Origin of the sequence: Janthinobacterium amylolyticum (genome assembly GCF_051380655.1) — a bacterium.
Classification (GTDB): domain Bacteria; phylum Pseudomonadota; class Gammaproteobacteria; order Burkholderiales; family Burkholderiaceae_D; genus Janthinobacterium.
On the sequence record NZ_JBNYXL010000002.1, the window covers coordinates 215,941 to 234,498 of the forward strand.

Sequence of the window (18,558 nt, forward strand, 5' to 3'; positions counted from 1 at the left end):
CGCCGGCTTTTAGCCGATGGCCGCCATCGATACAGGCTTCAGTTTCGCCGCCAGCTGCTTGCCCTTGCGCGCGCGTTTGCCGAAGTGCTCGGCCAGGGCCGTGGCGCCCAGCGACGCATCCTGTGGTTTCGAGGCCCGGCCGATACCGGAAACGACCACGCCGCGCTGCGTGATCGGCTGCACGGCCAGCAGCTTGTCCTTGCCTTCCAGGTCGATCAGTTTTACGCCGGTGCCGCCCTTGGACAGGGTTTTCATTTCATCGAGGCCGAACACCAGCAGGCGCGCGCCTTCCGTCAGGCAGGCCACGGCGCTGGCTGCGTCCGGAATGACTTTCGGTTCGAGCGGCACATCGCCTTCGTCCAGCGAGATGAAGGCCTTGCCGCCTTTCAGACGGCTGACCATGTCGCCCGCCTTGGCGATGAAGCCATAGCCGGCGCTCGATGCCAGCAGCAGGCTGGTGGCGCCATTGCCCGCAAAGTAATGCAGGATGCGCACGGCGTTGCCCGGCGTGCCGCCGCTCAGGTCGCACAGAGTCGTGATCGGCACGCCGTCGCCGCGCGCGTTGGGCAGCGCGGACACGGGCACCGAATAGATCTTGCCGTTGTTGCCAAAGCCCAGCAGGGTATCGACGGTGCGGCACTCGAAGGCGCCATGCAGGGAATCGCCCGCCTTGAACGTGAATTGCGCCGCATCGTGGCCGATGCCGGTGCGCGCGCGCACCCAGCCTTTTTCCGAAATGATGACGGTGACGGGTTCGTCGATCACCTTCTGTTCGGCCACGGCTTTCTGCGCTTCCTCGATCAGGGTGCGGCGCGCGTCGCCGAACTGCTTGGCGTCCGCTTCGATCTCGCGGATGATGGCGCGTTTCATCGAGCCCGGGTTGTCGAGCAGGTCCTGCAGCGACTTTTCTTCCTTGCGCAACTCGGCCAGTTCCTGCTGGATCTTGATCGTTTCCAGGCGCGCCAGCTGGCGCAAACGGATTTCCAGGATATCGTCGGCCTGGCGTTCGGACAGCTTGAATGCGTCGATCAGGGCCGCTTTCGGTTCATCCGAATTGCGGATGATCTGGATCACCTTGTCGATATTGAGCAGGATCGCTTCGCGCCCTTCCAGGATATGGATGCGGTCCTTGACCTTGCCCAGTTTGTAGCCCGTGCGGCGGGTGACGGTCTCGAAGCGGAAATCGATCCACTCGCGCAGGATGTCGCCCAGGCCTTTCTGGCGCGGACGGCGATCGCCGCCGATCATCACCAGGTTGATCGAAGTCGACGATTCCAGCGAGGTATGCGCCAGCAGCATCAGCATGAATTCCGTCTGGTCCTGGTTCTTCGATTTCGGTTCGAATACCAGGCGCACGGGCGCGGCGCGGCCCGATTCGTCGCGGATGGTGTCGAGCGAATTGAGGATCAGCGCCTTCAGGGCCACCTGTTCCGGCGACAAGGCTTTCTTGCCCAGCTTGATTTTCGGATTCGTCAGTTCTTCAATCTCTTCCAGCACCTTCTGCGACGAGGTGCCGGGCGGCAGTTCCGTGACGACAGCTTGCCACTGGCCGCGCGCCAGTTCCTCGATCTTCCAGCGCGCGCGCACCTTCATGCTGCCACGGCCGCTCGCGTACATGTCCTGGATCTGCGATGGCGGCGTGATGATCTGGCCGCCGCCGGGGAAATCGGGGCCGGGCATGATGGCCATCAGTTCGGCGTGCGTGATCTTCGGATCGCGGATCATGGCGACGGTGGCTTTCGCCACTTCCGTCAGGTTGTGCGACGGGATTTCCGTCGCCAGGCCGACGGCGATGCCGGAGGCGCCGTTCAGCAGCACCATCGGCAGGCGCGCCGGCAGCAGCTTCGGCTCCTCCGTCGAACCGTCGTAGTTGGGCTGGAAATCCACCGTGCCCATGCCGATTTCATCCATCAGCAGCTTGGCGATCGGCGTCAGACGCGCTTCCGTGTAACGCATGGCCGCCGCGCCGTCGCCGTCGCGCGAGCCGAAGTTGCCCTGGCCGTCGATCAGCGGGTAGCGCAGCGAGAAATCCTGCGCCATGCGCACCAGCGCGTCATACACGGACTGGTCGCCGTGCGGATGCAATTTACCCAGCACGTCGCCGACCACGGCCGCCGATTTGCGCGGCTTCGCCGTGGAATTGAGGCCCAGCTCATTCATCGCATACAGGATGCGGCGCTGCACCGGCTTCTGGCCATCGCAGACGTCGGGCAGGGCGCGGCCCTTGACGACGGAGATGGCGTAATCGAGATAGGCGCGCTCGGCAAAGGTGGAAAGGGTCAGCGCTTCGCCGTCGAATACCGGTTCATCCGGCTCGATCGGCTCAGGCTGGGCATCGTCAAATAAATTGGTTTGTGTGGACATGGCGCTTGTTTCGGTGTTAAGTGGTTGCGGTTGAATTCATGGAGCTGATTATGACAGCCCGGGTCGGGATAAGGCGGCGCCGTAGCGCAGATAGATGCAGCGTAGGGTGAAGTACAGCACGATCAAGGCCAGTTCGACGCCGTTATGCATCATCGACATGGCGCGCACGGGCGCGGCCTGGCCGGCCAGCAAAAAGCTGCCAAGGGACGGCACCAGCACCAGCGGCCAGACCGTCCGCCAGCGCAAATCGCTGGGCGAGATCAGCAGGCCGGCGCACGACCAGGCATACAGCGCGGCGCCGAGCGGCACGGCTGGCAGCAACTGCAGATACAAAGGCAGCAGCAGGGCGGCGCAGCCGACCAGCCATGCCAGGCGCAGGCGCGGCAAATGCGCCACGGGCAAGCCGCATTCCTCATACAGGCCGCCGGCGCTGCGCAAGGCCAGCAGTAACAGGCAAAACATCATGGGCACGCCATTGGCGATGACGAGTGCCGCGGAGCCCGTGCCGTTCATGAACAGGGCGGCGACCAGCGCCAGGCCCAGCGCAGCGGCGAGCAGCACGCCGTTGAGCAGTTGGCGGTTCATGGCATAGGCCAGCAGCGCCGAGGCGCACAAGCCCACCGAGGTGGCGATGCGCAGCGCCTCGCCCCGTTCGGGCAGGAACAGCGATAGCGCCAACAGCACATAGGGCACGATCCAGGCCAGCTGCAGCAGCCCGTGACGCTGCCGCAGCACGGGCAGGCGTTCGAGCAATGCTTCCTGCAGCGCGTGCAGGCGCGCGAACAGGGGCGCGGGCCAGCGCAGCGCGTGCATGGCCAGCAGGACAAAGGCCAGCGCCTGGCATCCCAGCAGGCTGGCATACGCGCCCATGTCGCCGAGGCTGACGCCGGCGACCTTGAACAGGCTGGACAAAATGAGGTGCAGCACGAAGCCCAGACCCGCCGAGGCGAAGGCCGTCTGCTTGAAATAGCGGCGCGAAAAAACCGCCTGTTCCCATTGTTCGAACAGGTCGATGTCGAGTTTGTAGGCCAGCATTTCGGTGTGATGCCAGCGTATCGTCTGCAGCAGCTCGCGCAGCTGCAGGTTGAATTTTTTGTCCAGCATCTGGCGCGCATAGGCCGACGGCGGCTGCTGCGACATGATGCAGTCCAGGCCGGGATAGCTGTCGCGGTTGTCGTTGAAATGGGCGAACGAGCGGTCGGCGCGGTAGCGCTGCACGGCAGCGCGCACCAGGTCGCCATGGCGGCGCGCCAGGTAGGAAAAATCAAATTCCCAGCCCAGTTGCTCGAACAGGGCGTTGCGCAGCGACAACTCATAGCCGGCGCTGGCGCAATAGCGCAGCGCGCACAGGTCGAATTCCTCGCGCACGTCGAGGTTGAGCAATTCCTCGCGCTCGAGGAAGCCTGCCAGCAGCGCGGCCGCGTCGCGGCGTCGCGACTGCTCCAGGAATGCCTGCCACAGGCTGGCGCCTTCCTGGACGGGATCGATGGCGACCACGCCCCATTTTTCCGGCGGCCGTGCGCGTTCCCGCGCTGCTTCGTCGGGGACGCCCCACAGCTCCGCAGGCGCTTCCTGATGTTCCTGCCCTGCGTCGGCGATCACGCCCCACAGTTCAGGCTGGGCTTCCACGGGCGCTTCGTCTGCCGGCGCTTGCTCCTGCAGTGGTACGGATGGCGCCAGGCCGGCGGCTGTTTGACAGTCGGACGCGGGTGCCGCAGACAGATCCGCCGGATCCGGCTGCGCCAGTTCAGTCGCCGGTGTGGCGTGCATCTGCGCCATTTCTTCGGCAAAGCGCGGCGCATGGCGCAGCGCATATTCATAGGCGTCGCGCAGTTGCTGGAAGGCGGCCGGGTCGTCCTCGGGCCGCGTTACCTTCAGGCGTTTCGCGTAGGCGCGCTTGATGGCGCGCTCGTCGCCCGTCGGCGCCGTGCCGAGGATGTCCCACAGGCTGCGCTGGCCGTTATGCATGCCATCACTCATCGATCACTCCGTCGGCCCATAGCCGGGAAATTAGCAGAAATAATGTTCATCTTGTTCCGCATGATACATATTGGTCAGCATGAAAATCGTCACGATCAGCAGCAAGGGCAGCAGGAAAGCCAGGCGCATATCGGGCAGTGCGTTGAAATAATTGCGTACATGGTCCCAGCCGCCTTTCAGGAACAGCAGCGGCCATATCAGCATGACGGGCGGCAGCTTGGACGGTGTAAAACGCGACAGCAGGATACCGCTCAGGCACCACAGCCAGGTCACGAAGGATGCCAGCGCCGGCGGCAGCAAGTCGAACTCGATCAAGAGCGGCACCAGCGGTGCACTGCATAGCCACGTCAGGCGCATGGCGCGCAGGCGCGCTGGCCGCCAGCCCGATGCCAGGAACAGCGGCAGTCCGCCACGCAGAGCCTGCGCCAGCAAGCAGATACAGAACAACACCAGTACGGTGTTGCCATAGCCGCCAAAGCCGCTTTTCCACATGAGCAAGGCCGATACAAGCCCCAGCAGCATCACCAGCAGCAGGTAATACCAGCGCAGCACGACCGATGCCGCAAACAGTGCAAGCAGTGCGCACACAAGCAGTCCTGGTCGCAGCACGTAAGACAAAGGCCGATAGCTGACAGGCAAAAACAGCGGCAGCGACAGCAGAACGAATGGCACCAGCCAGCCCAGTTGCCAAATGGCCTGGTAGCGGCGCTGATGCAGATAAACGTCCAGATGGCGCTCCTTGAATTGCGTAAGCCAGGCCATCTGCTTGCGTGGCGGCCGCAATGCCAGGGCCGCAAAGGTGCTGAATGCCAGCGCCTGCGTGCCGAAAAAAGCCATCGCCGTGAAGTGTTCGATCTCTTCCCCGCGCCCGATACGCTCGAACACCAGGGCGATGACGAACAGCGCCAGCCCGGCAACGAAGGAGTACACGGCCGTATCGACAAAGTATCGTTTTGCGCCAGCATGCCGCTCCCACCAGTCGAGTACCTCGGGATTGACGCGGCATGCCAGAAAATCCGGGTGCTGCCAGCGCAATCGCGTGATCAGTTCCAGCAGAGTGCGTGTAAAGACCTTGTCGCCGAGCAGTCCCGAATAGGCAGGAGGGCAGGGCGCCAGCAGCGCTTTCAGCGCGGCCCTGTATTGATGGCCGCCATACAGCAGGAATTCATGCGAACGGGCCGCATTGAAACGCGCCATCGCGGCATGGGCGTTTTCACGGTTGATCTTTTCCAGGTGCTGGAGCCGCCGCTGCCAGTCAAAGTGTTCGACCACGGCATCGCGTTCCTCGTCGCCGCAGATCTCGCTGGCGCAGTAGTCCAGCGCCAGGCGTTCGAATTGTTCGCGCACGGCGAAGCTGAGAAAAGCGTCGCTGGCGGCCAGCGTCGCCAGGCTTTCCAGCGGCCGACCATGGTTGCTGTCGCGCCAGGCCAGAAATGCCTGCGTGGCCTGTTGCACGGCATCGGGCGAGCTGCTTGCCACACCCAGCCTGACGGGCTGGTCGGCAAGGGCTGGCGCAGGGGAGCCGTGCGCGTGTTCGTGCGCCTGCCCGGCGCAATGCAAGGCATATTCATAGGCCTGCCGCAGCACTTGGAAGGCAGCCGGATCATCCTCGGGCCGCGTCACTTTCAGGCGACTGGCATATGCGCGCTTGATGGCGCGCTCGTCGCCAGTGGGTGCCGTGCCCAGAATATCCCAATGGCTGCGCAGCCAGCTGTCCGCACCGCTATCCATGCCGTCCATTTACAGGAAGCTCTCGCTCTCGACCTGGCGCAGCACCTCGTCCAATGCCGTGCGCGCCTTGCGGATGGTGGACGAGTCCTGTGATTCCAGCGCGGCCTGGAAATTGGCCGTATGCGCGGCGATGTAGTTGCGCACGTCGCCCAGTGACTGTTCGTACAGGCGGTCGGCGCGCGTGACCAGGGTGCGGTTTTCCAGCTGCTCGCGCGGGTGGATCTTCAGGTCGGCCAGTTCAAGGAAACGCTGTTCGATCTGCTCCGGCGTCATCACGCCCGCATTGTCGCTGATGATCATCTTGTGGCGTTCCTGCGTGGCCAGCACCGTCACTTCCGCTTCCAGCACGCCACTGATGTCATAGGTGAAGCGCACATCGATGCTGATCTCGCCCGCTTTTTTGGCGGGAATCGGAAAGTTGATCTTGCCAAGGAAGACGTTGTCGGCCACCAGGCGTGACTCGCCCTGGAAGATCGCCAAGTTGATTTCCTTCTGGTTGTCTTGGATGGTGGTGATGCTTTCCGTGCGCGAGACGGGCACCACGGAATTGCGCTCGATGATGGGCAGGTAATGGCCGCCTTCATACTGGTTCGGGCCGATCTGGCGCGAAGTCGCAATGCCCAGCGAATATGGCGCCACATCCGTCATGACGACTTCGTCGAGGGCCGCGTCGCGCATTTTCAGGCCCGCCTGCACGGCGGCGCCCAGCGCCACGGCTTCGTCCGGATCCAGGTGAATGGCGGGGAAGCGGCCGAACATGCGCGACACGAGTTTGCGCACCAGCGGCATGCGCGTGGCGCCGCCGGCCAGTACCACTTCATTGAGTTCGGCGGCGCGGATGGTAGCGTCGCGCAGCGCGCGCTCGACCGGCAGGCGCAGGCGCGCCAGCAGCGGCTCGCACAATTGCGCCAGCTTGTCTTCGTTGATCTCCCAGGTGTATTCCTTGTCCTGGTAGCGCGTGGCCATGCGCACGGACGGCTGGTCCGACAGCAGGCGCTTGGCGCGTTCGGCTTCATCGCGCAGCAGCTGCTGCTGGCGCGGGTCGAGCAGGCGGCTGCCAATGGCATCGCGCAGGCCGCTGCCTTCCAAAAAGGCGTCGACCAGCACGGTGACGAAGTCTTCGCCGCCGAGGAAATTGTCGCCGGCCGAGGCGCGTACTTCCATCACGCCTTCGAACAGTTCCAGGATCGATACGTCGAAGGTGCCGCCACCCAGGTCGAAGACGAGGAATTTGCTTTCCTGTTCCTTGTCGCGGATGCCGTAGGCCAGCGCGGCGGCCGTCGGTTCGTTCAGCAGGCGCTCCACGCGCAAGCCGGCCAGCTGGCCGGCGATGCGCGTGGCCTTGCGCTGGGCGTCGCTGAAATACGCGGGCACGGTGATGATGGCCTCTTCGACCTTGTGGCCGAGGAAGGCTTCCGCGTCTTCCTTCAGCGCGCGCAGCACCATCGACGACAGTTCTTCCGGACGGAATTGCTGCGTGCCAAGGGTGATCTTCTTTTCGCTGCCCATGTAGCGCTTGAAGACGGCCGCCGTCAGCTGCGGGTGCGTCTGCAGGCGTTCGCGCGCGGCGCGGCCCACCAGCACGGTGCCGTCGTCATCGATGCTCACGCACGATGGCGTCAGGTGTTCGCCCAGCGCGTTGGGGATGATGGAAGCCTTGCCGTCGCGCCAGAGGGCGACCAGGCTGTTGGTGGTGCCAAGGTCGATGCCGATGATCATCAGATATCCGCCTCCGCCTCATTGCCGTGTTCCTCGATCCAGGCGCGGCGGCCTGCCGCCTCGCCTTTGCCCATCAGCATATTGAAGCGCGCGGCGGACGTCATGTGGTCGATTTCACCGAGCGTCACGGGCAGCAGGCGGCGCGTGTCCGGGTTCATCGTCGTTTCCCACAGCTGCTCGGCGTTCATCTCGCCCAGGCCCTTGAAGCGCGAGATGGACCAGGCGCCCTGTTTCACGCCTTCCTTGCGCAGCTTGTCCTCGATGGCCAGCAGTTCGCCGTCGTCGAGCGCGTAGATTTTCTGCATCGGCTTCTTGCCGCGCGCGGGCGCGTCGACGCGGTACAGGGGCGGACGGGCGATGCAGATATGGCCCTTGTTGATCAGCGCGGGGAAGTGCTTGAAGAACAGCGTCAGCAGCAATACCTGGATGTGCGAGCCGTCCACGTCCGCATCGGACAGGATGCAGATCTTGCCGTAGCGCAGGCCGGACAGGTCGGGCGTGTCGCCGATGCTGTGCGGGTCGACGCCGATGGCCACGGCGATATCGTGGATCTCGTTATTGGCGAACAGGCGGTCGCGGTCCGTTTCCCAGGAATTGAGCACCTTGCCGCGCAGGGGCAAAATCGCCTGGAACTCCTTGTCGCGGCCCATCTTGGCCGAACCGCCCGCCGAGTCGCCCTCGACGAGGAACAGTTCATTGCGCGTGATGTCAGACGATTCGCAGTCGGTCAGCTTGCCGGGCAAGACGGCGACGCCCGAGGACTTTTTCTTTTCCACTTTTTGCAGCGAACGCTGACGCGACTGCGCCTGCTTGATCACGAGATCTGCCAGCTTCTTGCCGTAGTCGACGTGCTGGTTCAGCCACAGTTCCAGCGGCGGCTTGGTGAAGGTCGAGACCAGGCGCACGGCGTCGCGCGAATTGAGGCGTTCCTTGATCTGGCCCTGGAATTGCGGGTCCAGCACCTTTGCCGACAGCACGAAGGAAGCACGCGCGAAGACGTCTTCCGGCAGCAGCTTCACGCCTTTTGGCAGCAGCGAATGCATCTCGACGAAGTTTTTCACGGCGCCGAACAGGCCGTCGCGCAAGCCCGATTCGTGCGTGCCGCCATTCGAGGTGGGGATCAGGTTGACATACGATTCGCGCACGATGGCGCCTTCTTCCGTCCACGCCACGACCCAGGCCGCGCCTTCGCCTTCGGCAAAGCCTTCCGAGTCCGGGCCCGCGTACTGCGCGCCTTCGAACAGGGGAATCAGGGTTTCGCCATTCGACACCTGCGCCAGCGTTTCGGTCAGGTAGCCGCGCAAGCCTTCCGCGTACTGCCAGGTCTGCGTATCGCCGGTTTTCGCGTTGGTGAGGGTGACGGTGACGCCGGGCAGCAGCACGGCTTTCGAGCGCAGCAGGCGTTGCAGCTCGGTCTGCGAAATGTTGGGCGAATCAAAATACTTCGGATCGGGCCAGGCGGTGACGCGCGTGCCGGATTTCTTGCCGTCGCGCGGAGCGGGGCGGGAATTCAGTGGCTCGATCACGTCGCCGTTGGCAAACACCATGTGATGCAAGCCATTGCCGTCGCTTTCCTTGCGCCAGACGGTGATTTCCAGGCGCGAGGACAGCGCATTGGTGACGGATACGCCGACACCGTGCAAGCCGCCCGAGAACGCGTAGGCGCCGCCCGAACCCTTGTCGAACTTGCCGCCCGCGTGCAGCCGCGTAAACACGATTTCCACCGTCGGCACGCCTTCTTCCGGGTGCAGGCCGACGGGAATGCCGCGGCCATTGTCTTCGACGGTGATGCTGCCATCCGTGTTTTGCGTCACGGCGATATGCGTGCAATGACCGCCCAGCGCCTCGTCGGAGGCATTGTCGATCACTTCCTGAATGATGTGCAGCGGATTTTCAGTGCGGGTGTACATCCCCGGGCGCTGCTTGACGGGTTCCAGTCCTTTCAGGACACGGATGGATGATTCGCTGTAGTCGGATGCTGGTTTTTTAGTGGCCATACGTGTTCAAGCTAAATAAAGACTAGGGTTGGAACGCCAGGCCAGGACACTGCGCGGCGCAGTGACAGCGGCGGCGATAACTGTATGAATATACAGTATATCCCGTCCAGCGTCACTGGGGGAGGGCAGTGCGGCAGGCTAGGCGTCCTTGTGCGGACGCTCGCGCATTCTATCTTGTCCGGCGAGCAATAGCGCTACTCCAGGGCAACAACTGTGCGCCACGCGCGTGGTTTTGCGCCAATTGTGAACAATTTTATGCGGCAAAGCCGTCATTTTTACATCTTGTTTACAGGCGCCTTCCCAGTCTTTACGAATTTTTTAGATCCTTTTGGCTAATCTGCTCACTATCAAAACAAACCTGTATGAGGGTGGGAATGGATCTCGTGTATCTCGGCTTGATTGCCGTTTTTTTCGTCGTGGTGGCCGGCTTTGCCGTGGCCTGCGACAAACTGGGGAGCGCCAAATGAATGCGTTTTATGTGCTGGGCGCCGTGGTTTCGGCTGGACTGCTCGTGTATCTGCTGGTGGCGCTGCTGAAGGCGGAGGAACTGTGATGACGACGCAATCGATATTGTTATTGGCCGCTTTCCTGCTGGTGCTGCTGGCGGCCGCCTATCCGCTGGGCCTGTACATGGCCAAGGTCGCCGGCGATGGCCCCGTGCGCGGCATGGGCTGGCTGCAAAAATGCGAAAACCTGCTGTACCGCGCCGCCGGGCTTGGCGCCGACAAGGGCATGGGCTGGAAAAGCTATGCTATCGCCCTGATCGTCTTCAATACCGTGGGCGCCTTCTTTGTGTATGGCTTGCAGCGCCTGCAGGGCTTTTTGCCCTTGAACCCGCAGGGACTCGGCGCTGTCAGCCCCGATTCCTCGTTCAATACCACCGTCAGCTTCGTCGCCAATACCAACTGGCAGGGCTACGGCGGCGAACAGACCATGAGCTATCTGACGCAGATGCTGGGCATGGCGTGCCAGAACTTCTTCTCGGCGGCCACCGGCATCGCCGTGATCTTCGCGCTGGTGCGGGGCTTTGCCTCGCGCTCGGGCAAATCGATCGGCAATTTCTGGGTCGACCTGGTGCGCTCCACCCTGTACATCCTGCTGCCGCTGTCGCTGGCCCTGTCGGTCGTCTTCATGGGCGAAGGCATGATCCAGAATTTTTCGCCATACAAGGAAGTGACCCTGCTCGACCAGGTGGCATATGAGACGCCGAAAATGGCGGCCGATGGCCAGCCCGTGCTGGACGCGGCCGGCAAACCCGTGATGGAAGCGCAAGTGGCGACCACGCAGACCATCGCCATGGGCCCCGTCGCCTCGCAGGAATCGATCAAGCTGCTGGGCACGAATGGCGGCGGCTTCTTCAACGCCAATTCCGCGCACCCGTATGAAAACCCCACCGTGCTGTCGAACTTTTTGCAGATGCTGGCCATCTTTTTGATTCCCGCCGGCCTGTGCTTCACCTTTGGCCGCATGGTGGGCGACCTGCGCCAGGGCTGGGCCGTGCTGGCCGCCATGACGGTGATCTTCGTCGTCATGACGGCCGGCGTGATGAGCGCCGAGCAGCAAGCCAATCCTGCCCTGCAGACGCTGGGCGTGGACCAGCAGGCCAGCAGCCTGCAGTCGGGCGGCAATATGGAAGGCAAGGAAACGCGCTTCGGCATCAGCTCCTCGACCCTGTTCGCGGCCGTGACGACGGCGGCATCGTGCGGCGCCGTCAATTCCATGCACGACTCCTACATGCCTTTGGGTGGCATGGTGCCGCTGCTGCTGATGCAGTTCGGCGAAGTGATCTTCGGTGGCGTGGGCACGGGCCTGTACGGCATGCTGATGTTCGCCATCCTGGCCGTCTTCATCGCCGGCCTGATGATCGGCCGCACGCCGGAATACCTGGGCAAGAAAATCCAGGCCTATGAAATGAAGATGGTCTCGCTGGCCATCCTGGTGACGCCAGCCCTGGTGCTGACGGGCACGGCGATCGCCGTCATGGTGGAGCCGGGCACGGCGGGCGTGGCCAATCCGGGCGCGCACGGTTTTTCCGAGATCCTCTACGCCTTCACGTCGGCCGCCAACAACAACGGCAGCGCGTTTGCCGGCCTGTCCGCCAACACGCCGTTCTACAACGTGATGCTGGCGATTGCCATGTGGTTCGGCCGCTTCGCCGTCATCGTGCCCGTGCTGGCGGTGGCCGGTTCGCTGGCGGGCAAGCAGCGCCTGTCGGCCAATGCGGGCACCATGCCGACGCACGGCCCCATGTTCATCGGCTTGCTGATCGGCGTCGTCGTTCTCGTCGGTGTATTGAATTACGTTCCCGCGCTGGCCCTGGGCCCGATCGTTGAACACCTGCAACTTTTCATCAAATAAGAGGCTACCATGTCACGCACAAGCCTGACTTTGTTCGATTCCGCACTGATCGGCCCCGCCGTCGTCGATGCGTTCAAAAAACTCGACCCCCGCACGCAGTGGCGCAGCCCCGTGATGTTCGTCGTCTACGTGGGCAGCATCATCACGACCCTGCTGGCGACCCAGGCCGGGATCAGCGGTGGCCAGGGTGAAGCGCCGTTCGGCTTCATCGTCGCCGTCGCCGTGTGGCTGTGGTTTACCGTGCTGTTCGCGAACTTCGCCGAAGCGCTGGCCGAAGGCCGCAGCAAGGCGCAGGCGGCCTCGCTGCGCGCCCTCAAGCAGACGGTGATGGCAAAGAAAATGCAGACGCCGAAATACGGCACCTCCTGGCTGCCCACGCCGGCCACCGACCTGCGCAAGGGCATGACGGTGCTGGTCGAGGCGGGCGACGTGATTCCCGCGGACGGCGAAGTGACGGCCGGCGTGGCCTCCGTCGATGAAAGCGCCATCACGGGCGAATCGGCGCCCGTCATCCGCGAATCGGGCGGCGATTTTTCCGCCGTCACGGGCGGCACCCGCGTGCTGTCGGACTGGCTGCTGGTACGCGTCTCCGTCAACCCGGGCGAAGCGTTCATCGACCGCATGATCGCCATGGTCGAAGGCGCCAAGCGCCAGAAGACGCCGAACGAGATCGCCCTGACGATCCTGCTGGTGGCCCTGTCGATCGTGTTCCTGATCGTCACCGTGACGTTGCTGCCGTATTCGCTGTTTTCCGTGGCGGCTGCCGGCAGCGGCACGCCAGTCACCATCACCGTGCTGATCGCGCTGCTGGTGTGCCTGATCCCGACCACCATCGGCGGCTTGCTGTCCGCCATCGGCGTGGCCGGCATGAGCCGCATGATGCAGGCCAATGTGATCGCCACGTCGGGGCGCGCCGTGGAAGCGGCCGGCGATGTGGACGTGCTGCTGCTCGATAAGACCGGCACCATCACCCTGGGCAACCGCCAGGCATCGAGCTTTGTCCCTGCGCCTGGCGTGACGGAGCAGCAGCTGGCCGATGCGGCACAGCTGGCATCGCTGGCCGATGAAACGCCGGAAGGGCGCAGCATCGTCGTGCTGGCCAAGCAGAAGTTCAATATCCGCGAACGCGAGATGGCCAGCCTGCACGCCACCTTCGTGCCCTTCACGGCGCAAACGCGCATGAGCGGCGTGGATATCGCCGGCGAGCAGCAGCTGCGCCAGCTGCGCAAGGGCGCGGCCGACTCCATGAAAAAATACGTCGAAGCGCTGGGCCAGCCGTATCCGGACGAAGTGGCGCGCGCCGTCGACGATATCGCCCGGCGCGGCAGCACGCCGCTGGTGGTGGTCGACGACGGCCGTGTCATGGGCGCCGTGGAGCTGAAGGATATCGTCAAGGGCGGCATCAAGGAGCGCTTCGCGGAACTGCGCCGCATGGGCATCAAGACGGTCATGATCACGGGCGACAACAAGCTGACGGCGGCGGCCATTGCGGCCGAGGCGGGCGTGGACGATTTCCTCGCCGAGGCGACGCCGGAAGACAAACTGAAACTGATCCGCAGCTACCAGTCCGAAGGCCGGCTGGTGGCGATGACGGGCGATGGCACCAACGATGCGCCGGCGCTGGCCCAGGCCGACGTGGCCGTGGCCATGAACTCGGGCACGCAGGCAGCCAAGGAGGCGGGCAATATGGTGGACCTCGATTCGAACCCCACCAAGCTGCTGGAAATCGTTGAAATCGGCAAGCAGATGCTGATGACGCGCGGTTCGCTGACGACGTTTTCGATCTCGAACGACATCGCCAAGTACTTCGCCATCATCCCGGCCGCCTTCGTGGGCACCTATCCGCAATTGAAAGCGCTGGACATCATGCACCTGGCCAGCCCCGCCTCGGCCATCATGTCGGCCGTGATCTTCAACGCGCTGATCATCGTCGTGCTGATTCCGCTGGCCTTGAAGGGGGTGCAGTACCGGGCCATCGGCGCGGCCAGCCTGTTGCGCCGTAATCTGCTGATCTACGGCCTGGGCGGGATCATCCTGCCCTTCATCGGCATCAAGCTGATCGACATGCTGCTGTCCGCTCTCAATCTCGTCTAAAGGAATCATCATGAGCACCATCGTACGTCCCGCCCTGGTCCTGTTTGCCGCGCTCACCGTCATTTGCGGCGCGGTCTATCCGTTTGCCACGGCCGGCATCGGGCAGCTGGCTTTCAACGACGAAGCCAATGGCAGCATCGTCGAACGTGGGGGCAAGCCTGTTGGCTCGCTGCTGATCGGCCAATCCTTCACGTCGCCCAGGTATTTCTGGGGCCGTCCATCGGCCACGGCGCCGATGGCGAACAATGGCGCCGGTTCGGGCGGCTCCAACCAGGGGCCGACGAATCCGGCCCTGGTGGACGCCGTCAAGTCGCGCATCGCCGCCCTGCAGGCGGCCGATCCCGGCAACCGCAAGCCGATTCCCGTCGACCTGGTGACGGCATCGGGCAGTGGCCTGGATCCGGAAATCAGCCTGGCCGGTGCCTTGTACCAGGCGCCCCGCGTGGCCCGCGTGCGCGCCATGCCGCTGGCGCAGGTGGAAAATGCCATCGCCAAGGTGCAGAAGACCGCGTACATCGGCTTTTTTGGCGAAGCGCGCGTGAACGTGCTGGAACTGAATCTGGCGCTCGATGCCATGGCAAAGTAAGCTGGCGAAGATGCGCAGCGTGGCGCAGGCCGGCGCAGGTCGGCGCGGGTCGGCGTAGGTCGGCTTAGCGCAGCGTAAGCCGACATCACCACTGTCCAGGCCAACGATGTTGTCGGATTACGCGCAAGCGCTAATCCGACCTACGAATGCAATAAGGCGGCAACGACGCGTAGGTCGGCTTAGCGCAGCGTAAGCCGACATCACCACTGACGTCGCCGTTTGACGCCACGGCAAAATAACAAGATAGCATTACGCAAGAAGATTAAAATACAACATGCTCCCCAACGACAGCCAACGCCCCGACCCTGACGCCCTGCTGGCGCAAGTGCAGGCGCAGGAACAGAAAGCCGCGCGCGGCAGGTTGCGCATTTATTTCGGCGCTTCGGCAGGCGTCGGCAAGACCTATGCGATGCTGGCCGCCGCCCGAAAACTGCTGGCCGATGGCCAGGATCTGCTGGTGGGCGTGGTGGAAACGCACGGGCGCCAGGATACGGCGGCCCTGCTTGACGGCTTGCCCGTGCTGCCGCTGAAAGCCATCGAGTACCGGGGCAAGACGCTGTTCGAGTTCGATCTGGACGAGGCCTTGCGTCGCGCGCCGCCGCTGATACTGATGGATGAACTGGCCCATTCGAACGTGGCCGGCTCGCGCCATCCTAAGCGCTGGCAGGATGTCGAGGAATTGCTGGCCGCCGGCATCGACGTGCTGTCCACCGTCAACGTGCAGCACCTGGAAAGCCTGAACGACGTGGTGGGCGGGATCACGGGCGTGCGCGTGGCAGAGACCTTGCCCGACACGGTGTTCGACCGCGCCGATGAAGTGGTGCTGGTCGATATCCCAGCCGACGAACTGCTGCGCCGCCTGAAACAGGGCAAGGTGTACCAGCCGCTGCAAGCCGAGCGGGCTTCGCAGAATTTTTTCCGCAAGGGTAACCTGATCGCCTTGCGCGAACTGGCCTTGCGCCGCACGGCGGACCGCGTGCAGGACGACGTGCAGGCTTACCGCGTGGAGAAATCCATCAACCCCGTATGGAAGACGGGCGCCGCGCTGCTGGCCTGCGTGGGGCCGCGCGCCGGGGGCGAACACGTGATCCGCAGCACGGCGCGCCTGGCCAGCCAGCTGAACGCCGAATGGCATGCGCTGTATGTGGAAACGCCGCGTTTGCAGCGCCTGCCCGCGCCCGAGCGCGAACGCATCCTGAAAACCCTGAAACTGGCGCAGGACCTGGGGGCACGCACGGCCATTCTGCCTTCGGCCGACATCGCCGCCGCCGTGGTCGAATACGCGCGCAATGCGAATATCTCGAAAGTCATCGTCGGGCGTGGCCGCGCCGGCGCGCTGGCGCGCCTGTGGAATGCGCCGCCGGCCGCGCGCATGGCCAGCCTGGCGCCCGATATCGACCTGGTCGAAGTGGGCTTGCCGCCCGCCGACAGTGCGCCCCGCCGCGCGGCGGGCGAGGAGGCGCCGGCGCAGCGCCGCCCGTCGCGCCACTGGCGTTACATATTGGCGGCCGGCGCCAGCCTGGCCACGGCCATCGCTTCGGTGCCGCTGCAGCCTTATCTTGACCTGGCCAATATCGCCATGCTGTCCTTGCTGACGGTGGTACTGGTGGCAGTGCGCCTGGGGCGCGGGCCGGCGGCGCTGGCCAGCCTGGTGGGCGTGGCGTGCTTCGATTTTGTCTTCGTGCCGCCGCGCTTTTCCTTTGCCGTGGGCGATTTCCAGTATGTGATTACCTTTGGAGTGATGCTGGCCGTGGGGCTGATCACGGGCCACCTGACGGCGGGATTGCGCTTCCAGGCGCGCGTGGCCTCGCACCGCGAAGCGCGCGCCCGCGCCCTGTACGAGTTTTCGCGCGAATTGTCGGGCGTGCTGCAGACGGAGCAGATTTTTGACATCACGAAAAGCGCCATCGAACGCGCCTTCCGCGCGCGCGCCACCTTGCTGCTGCCCGATGACGAAGGGCGTTTGCAAAGCCCTGCTGGCGCTGAAGCGCTGGACCTGGGCATTGCGCAATGGGCCTTCGACCACGCGCAGGCCGCCGGCACGGGAACCGATACCTTGCCAGGGTCGGCCATTTTCTATCTGCCGCTGATCGCGCCCATGCGCACGCGCGGCGTGCTGGCGCTGCTGCCCTTGCAGGCGCCGCAGCACGGACGCTGGCTGCTGGTGCCGGAACAGCGCCAGCACCTCGACACCTTTGCCGCGCTGGCGGCCATCGCCCTCGAACGCGTGCATTACATCGACGTGGCGCAGGGCGCGCTGCTGCAGATGGAGTCCGAACGGCTGCGCAATTCGCTGCTGGCGGCCCTGTCGCATGACTTGCGCACGCCCTTGACATCGCTGGTGGGCCTGGCCGAATCGCTGGCCCTGTCGCGCCCTGCCTTGTCACCCGCGCAGCTGGACATGGCCCGTTCGCTGCAGTCCGAAACCGTGCGCATGAGCGCCCTGGTGGCGAACCTGCTGGACATGGCGCGCATCGAGAGCGGCCATGTGCGCCTGAACCTGCAATGGCAGGCGCTGGAAGAAGTGGTGGGCAGCGCGCTGCGCGCCAGCGGCCCGCAACTGCAGCAGCACAAAGTGCAGACGCAGCTGGCGCCCGACCTGCCGCTGGTGCGCTACGACGCCGTGCTGGTCGAGCGCGTGCTGTGCAACCTGCTGGAAAACGCCGCCAAGTACACGCCGCCGGGCAGCACCATCACCATCGCGGCCAGGACGCACGGCCAGTTTTTGCAGGTGACGGTGCTTGACGACGGTCCCGGCCTGCCGCCCGGGCGCGAAGAAGCCATCTTTGAAAAATTCACGCGCGGCGAGCGCGAATCGAACAAGCCTGGCGTGGGCCTGGGCCTGGCCATCTGCCGCGCCATCGTAGAAGCGCACGGCGGCAGCATTCATGCGCTGAAGCCTGCGCCGGGGCAGGGCGCGGCCCTGGCATTTACCCTGCCACTGGGCACGCCGCCGGCCTTGCCGGAGCCGGAACTCGATGATGCCCAAGACTTTGAAACAGGAAAACCAACATGAACGAACCTTCCGCCACCGCCTTGCTGGTCGAGGATGAACCGCAAATCCGCCGTTTCGTGCGCTCCGCGCTGGAAGACGAGGGCTGGCAGATTTTTGAATCGGCCACCATGCAGCGGGGCCTGATCGACGCGGGCACGCGCCGGCCAGACCTGATCGTGCTGGACCTGGGCTTGCCCGATGGCGACGGCATCGATTTCATCAGCGATATCCGCAAGTGGTCGGCCGTGCCGATCATCGTGCTGTCCGCGCGGGTCGACGAGCAGGACAAGATCCGCGCGCTTGACGCGGGCGCGGACGATTACCTGACCAAGCCATTCGGTGTGGGGGAATTGCTGGCCCGTGTGCGCGCCACCTTGCGCCGCCAGCGCCAGCCGGCCGCCAATGACGATGGCGTGGTGCAGTTCGGCGAGGTGCGTGTCGACCTGAAAGACCGCCTGGTGACGCGCAACAGGCAGCTGGTGCACATGACGCCGACGGAATTTCGCCTGCTGTCGGTGCTGGTGAAAAATGCCGGCAAGGTGGTCACCAATCCGCAGCTGCTGCGTGAAGTGTGGGGGCCGTCGAACAGCGAAAACGGCCATTACCTGCGCATCTACATGGGCCATCTGCGCCAGAAGCTGGAAGCCGATCCGGCCCAGCCGCAGTATCTGCTGACGGAAACGGCGGTCGGCTACCGCTTGCTGCTGCCGCTCTAAACCGCTCTCCTTCCCCCG

The 18,558-nt window shown here is 64.2% G+C and carries 11 protein-coding genes; 6 read left to right on the forward strand and 5 right to left on the reverse strand.

The window, feature by feature from the left end:
- Positions 1-9 precede the first annotated feature (9 nt).
- From parC to ACQ4WR_RS04570, 5 genes are read right to left on the reverse strand one after another with little or no spacing between them, the layout of a single operon-like run.
- A complete protein-coding gene (gene parC, locus ACQ4WR_RS04550) occupies positions 10-2,364 on the reverse strand; it encodes a DNA topoisomerase IV subunit A (protein ID WP_436485601.1) in 2,355 nt (784 codons plus the stop codon).
- 48 nt (positions 2,365-2,412) lie between these two features.
- Entirely contained in the window at positions 2,413-4,344 is a 1,932-nt protein-coding gene (locus tag ACQ4WR_RS04555; RefSeq protein ID WP_436485602.1) for a hypothetical protein, read from the reverse strand.
- A gap of 30 nt (positions 4,345-4,374) precedes the next feature.
- On the reverse strand, positions 4,375-6,075 hold the full coding sequence (locus ACQ4WR_RS04560) for a hypothetical protein (protein ID WP_436485604.1): 1,701 nt from the start codon (positions 6,073-6,075) through the stop codon (positions 4,375-4,377).
- Positions 6,076-6,084: 9 nt separating this feature from the next.
- The gene (locus ACQ4WR_RS04565) at positions 6,085-7,794 is read right to left on the reverse strand and encodes a molecular chaperone HscC (protein ID WP_436485606.1); all 1,710 of its coding nucleotides are present in this window, start codon (positions 7,792-7,794) and stop codon (positions 6,085-6,087) included.
- Positions 7,794-9,791 carry a DNA topoisomerase IV subunit B gene (locus ACQ4WR_RS04570; protein ID WP_102295083.1) on the reverse strand — a complete coding sequence of 666 codons (1,998 nt, stop codon included), beginning with the start codon at positions 9,789-9,791 and terminating at the stop codon, positions 7,794-7,796. Before ACQ4WR_RS04570 ends, ACQ4WR_RS04565 begins: the two co-directional genes overlap by 1 nt.
- A gap of 463 nt (positions 9,792-10,254) precedes the next feature.
- Here ACQ4WR_RS04570 and kdpF point away from each other — a divergent pair, with 463 nt between their 5' ends.
- The 6 genes from kdpF to kdpE all read left to right on the forward strand — a co-directional run bounded on the left by kdpF (position 10,255) and on the right by kdpE (position 18,540).
- Positions 10,255-10,344 (forward strand): K(+)-transporting ATPase subunit F, encoded by a 90-nt coding sequence (kdpF, locus tag ACQ4WR_RS04575; RefSeq protein ID WP_034746483.1) that lies wholly within the window; start codon positions 10,255-10,257, stop codon positions 10,342-10,344.
- Positions 10,344-12,149 (forward strand): potassium-transporting ATPase subunit KdpA, encoded by a 1,806-nt coding sequence (gene kdpA, locus ACQ4WR_RS04580; RefSeq protein ID WP_436485607.1) that lies wholly within the window; start codon positions 10,344-10,346, stop codon positions 12,147-12,149. Before kdpF ends, kdpA begins: the two co-directional genes overlap by 1 nt.
- 9 nt (positions 12,150-12,158) lie before the next feature.
- Positions 12,159-14,243 (forward strand): potassium-transporting ATPase subunit KdpB, encoded by a 2,085-nt coding sequence (gene kdpB, locus ACQ4WR_RS04585; RefSeq protein ID WP_102295079.1) that lies wholly within the window; start codon positions 12,159-12,161, stop codon positions 14,241-14,243.
- Between the two features lie 10 nt (positions 14,244-14,253).
- The gene (gene kdpC, locus ACQ4WR_RS04590; protein WP_436485610.1) at positions 14,254-14,829 is read left to right on the forward strand and encodes a potassium-transporting ATPase subunit KdpC; all 576 of its coding nucleotides are present in this window, start codon (positions 14,254-14,256) and stop codon (positions 14,827-14,829) included.
- Between the two features lie 274 nt (positions 14,830-15,103).
- Positions 15,104-17,845 (forward strand): DUF4118 domain-containing protein, encoded by a 2,742-nt coding sequence (locus tag ACQ4WR_RS04595; protein WP_436485612.1) that lies wholly within the window; start codon positions 15,104-15,106, stop codon positions 17,843-17,845.
- Positions 17,842-18,540 (forward strand): two-component system response regulator KdpE, encoded by a 699-nt coding sequence (kdpE, locus tag ACQ4WR_RS04600; protein ID WP_436485613.1) that lies wholly within the window; start codon positions 17,842-17,844, stop codon positions 18,538-18,540. The genes ACQ4WR_RS04595 and kdpE overlap by 4 nt, the downstream gene beginning before the upstream one ends.
- Positions 18,541-18,558: the final 18 nt, after the last annotated feature.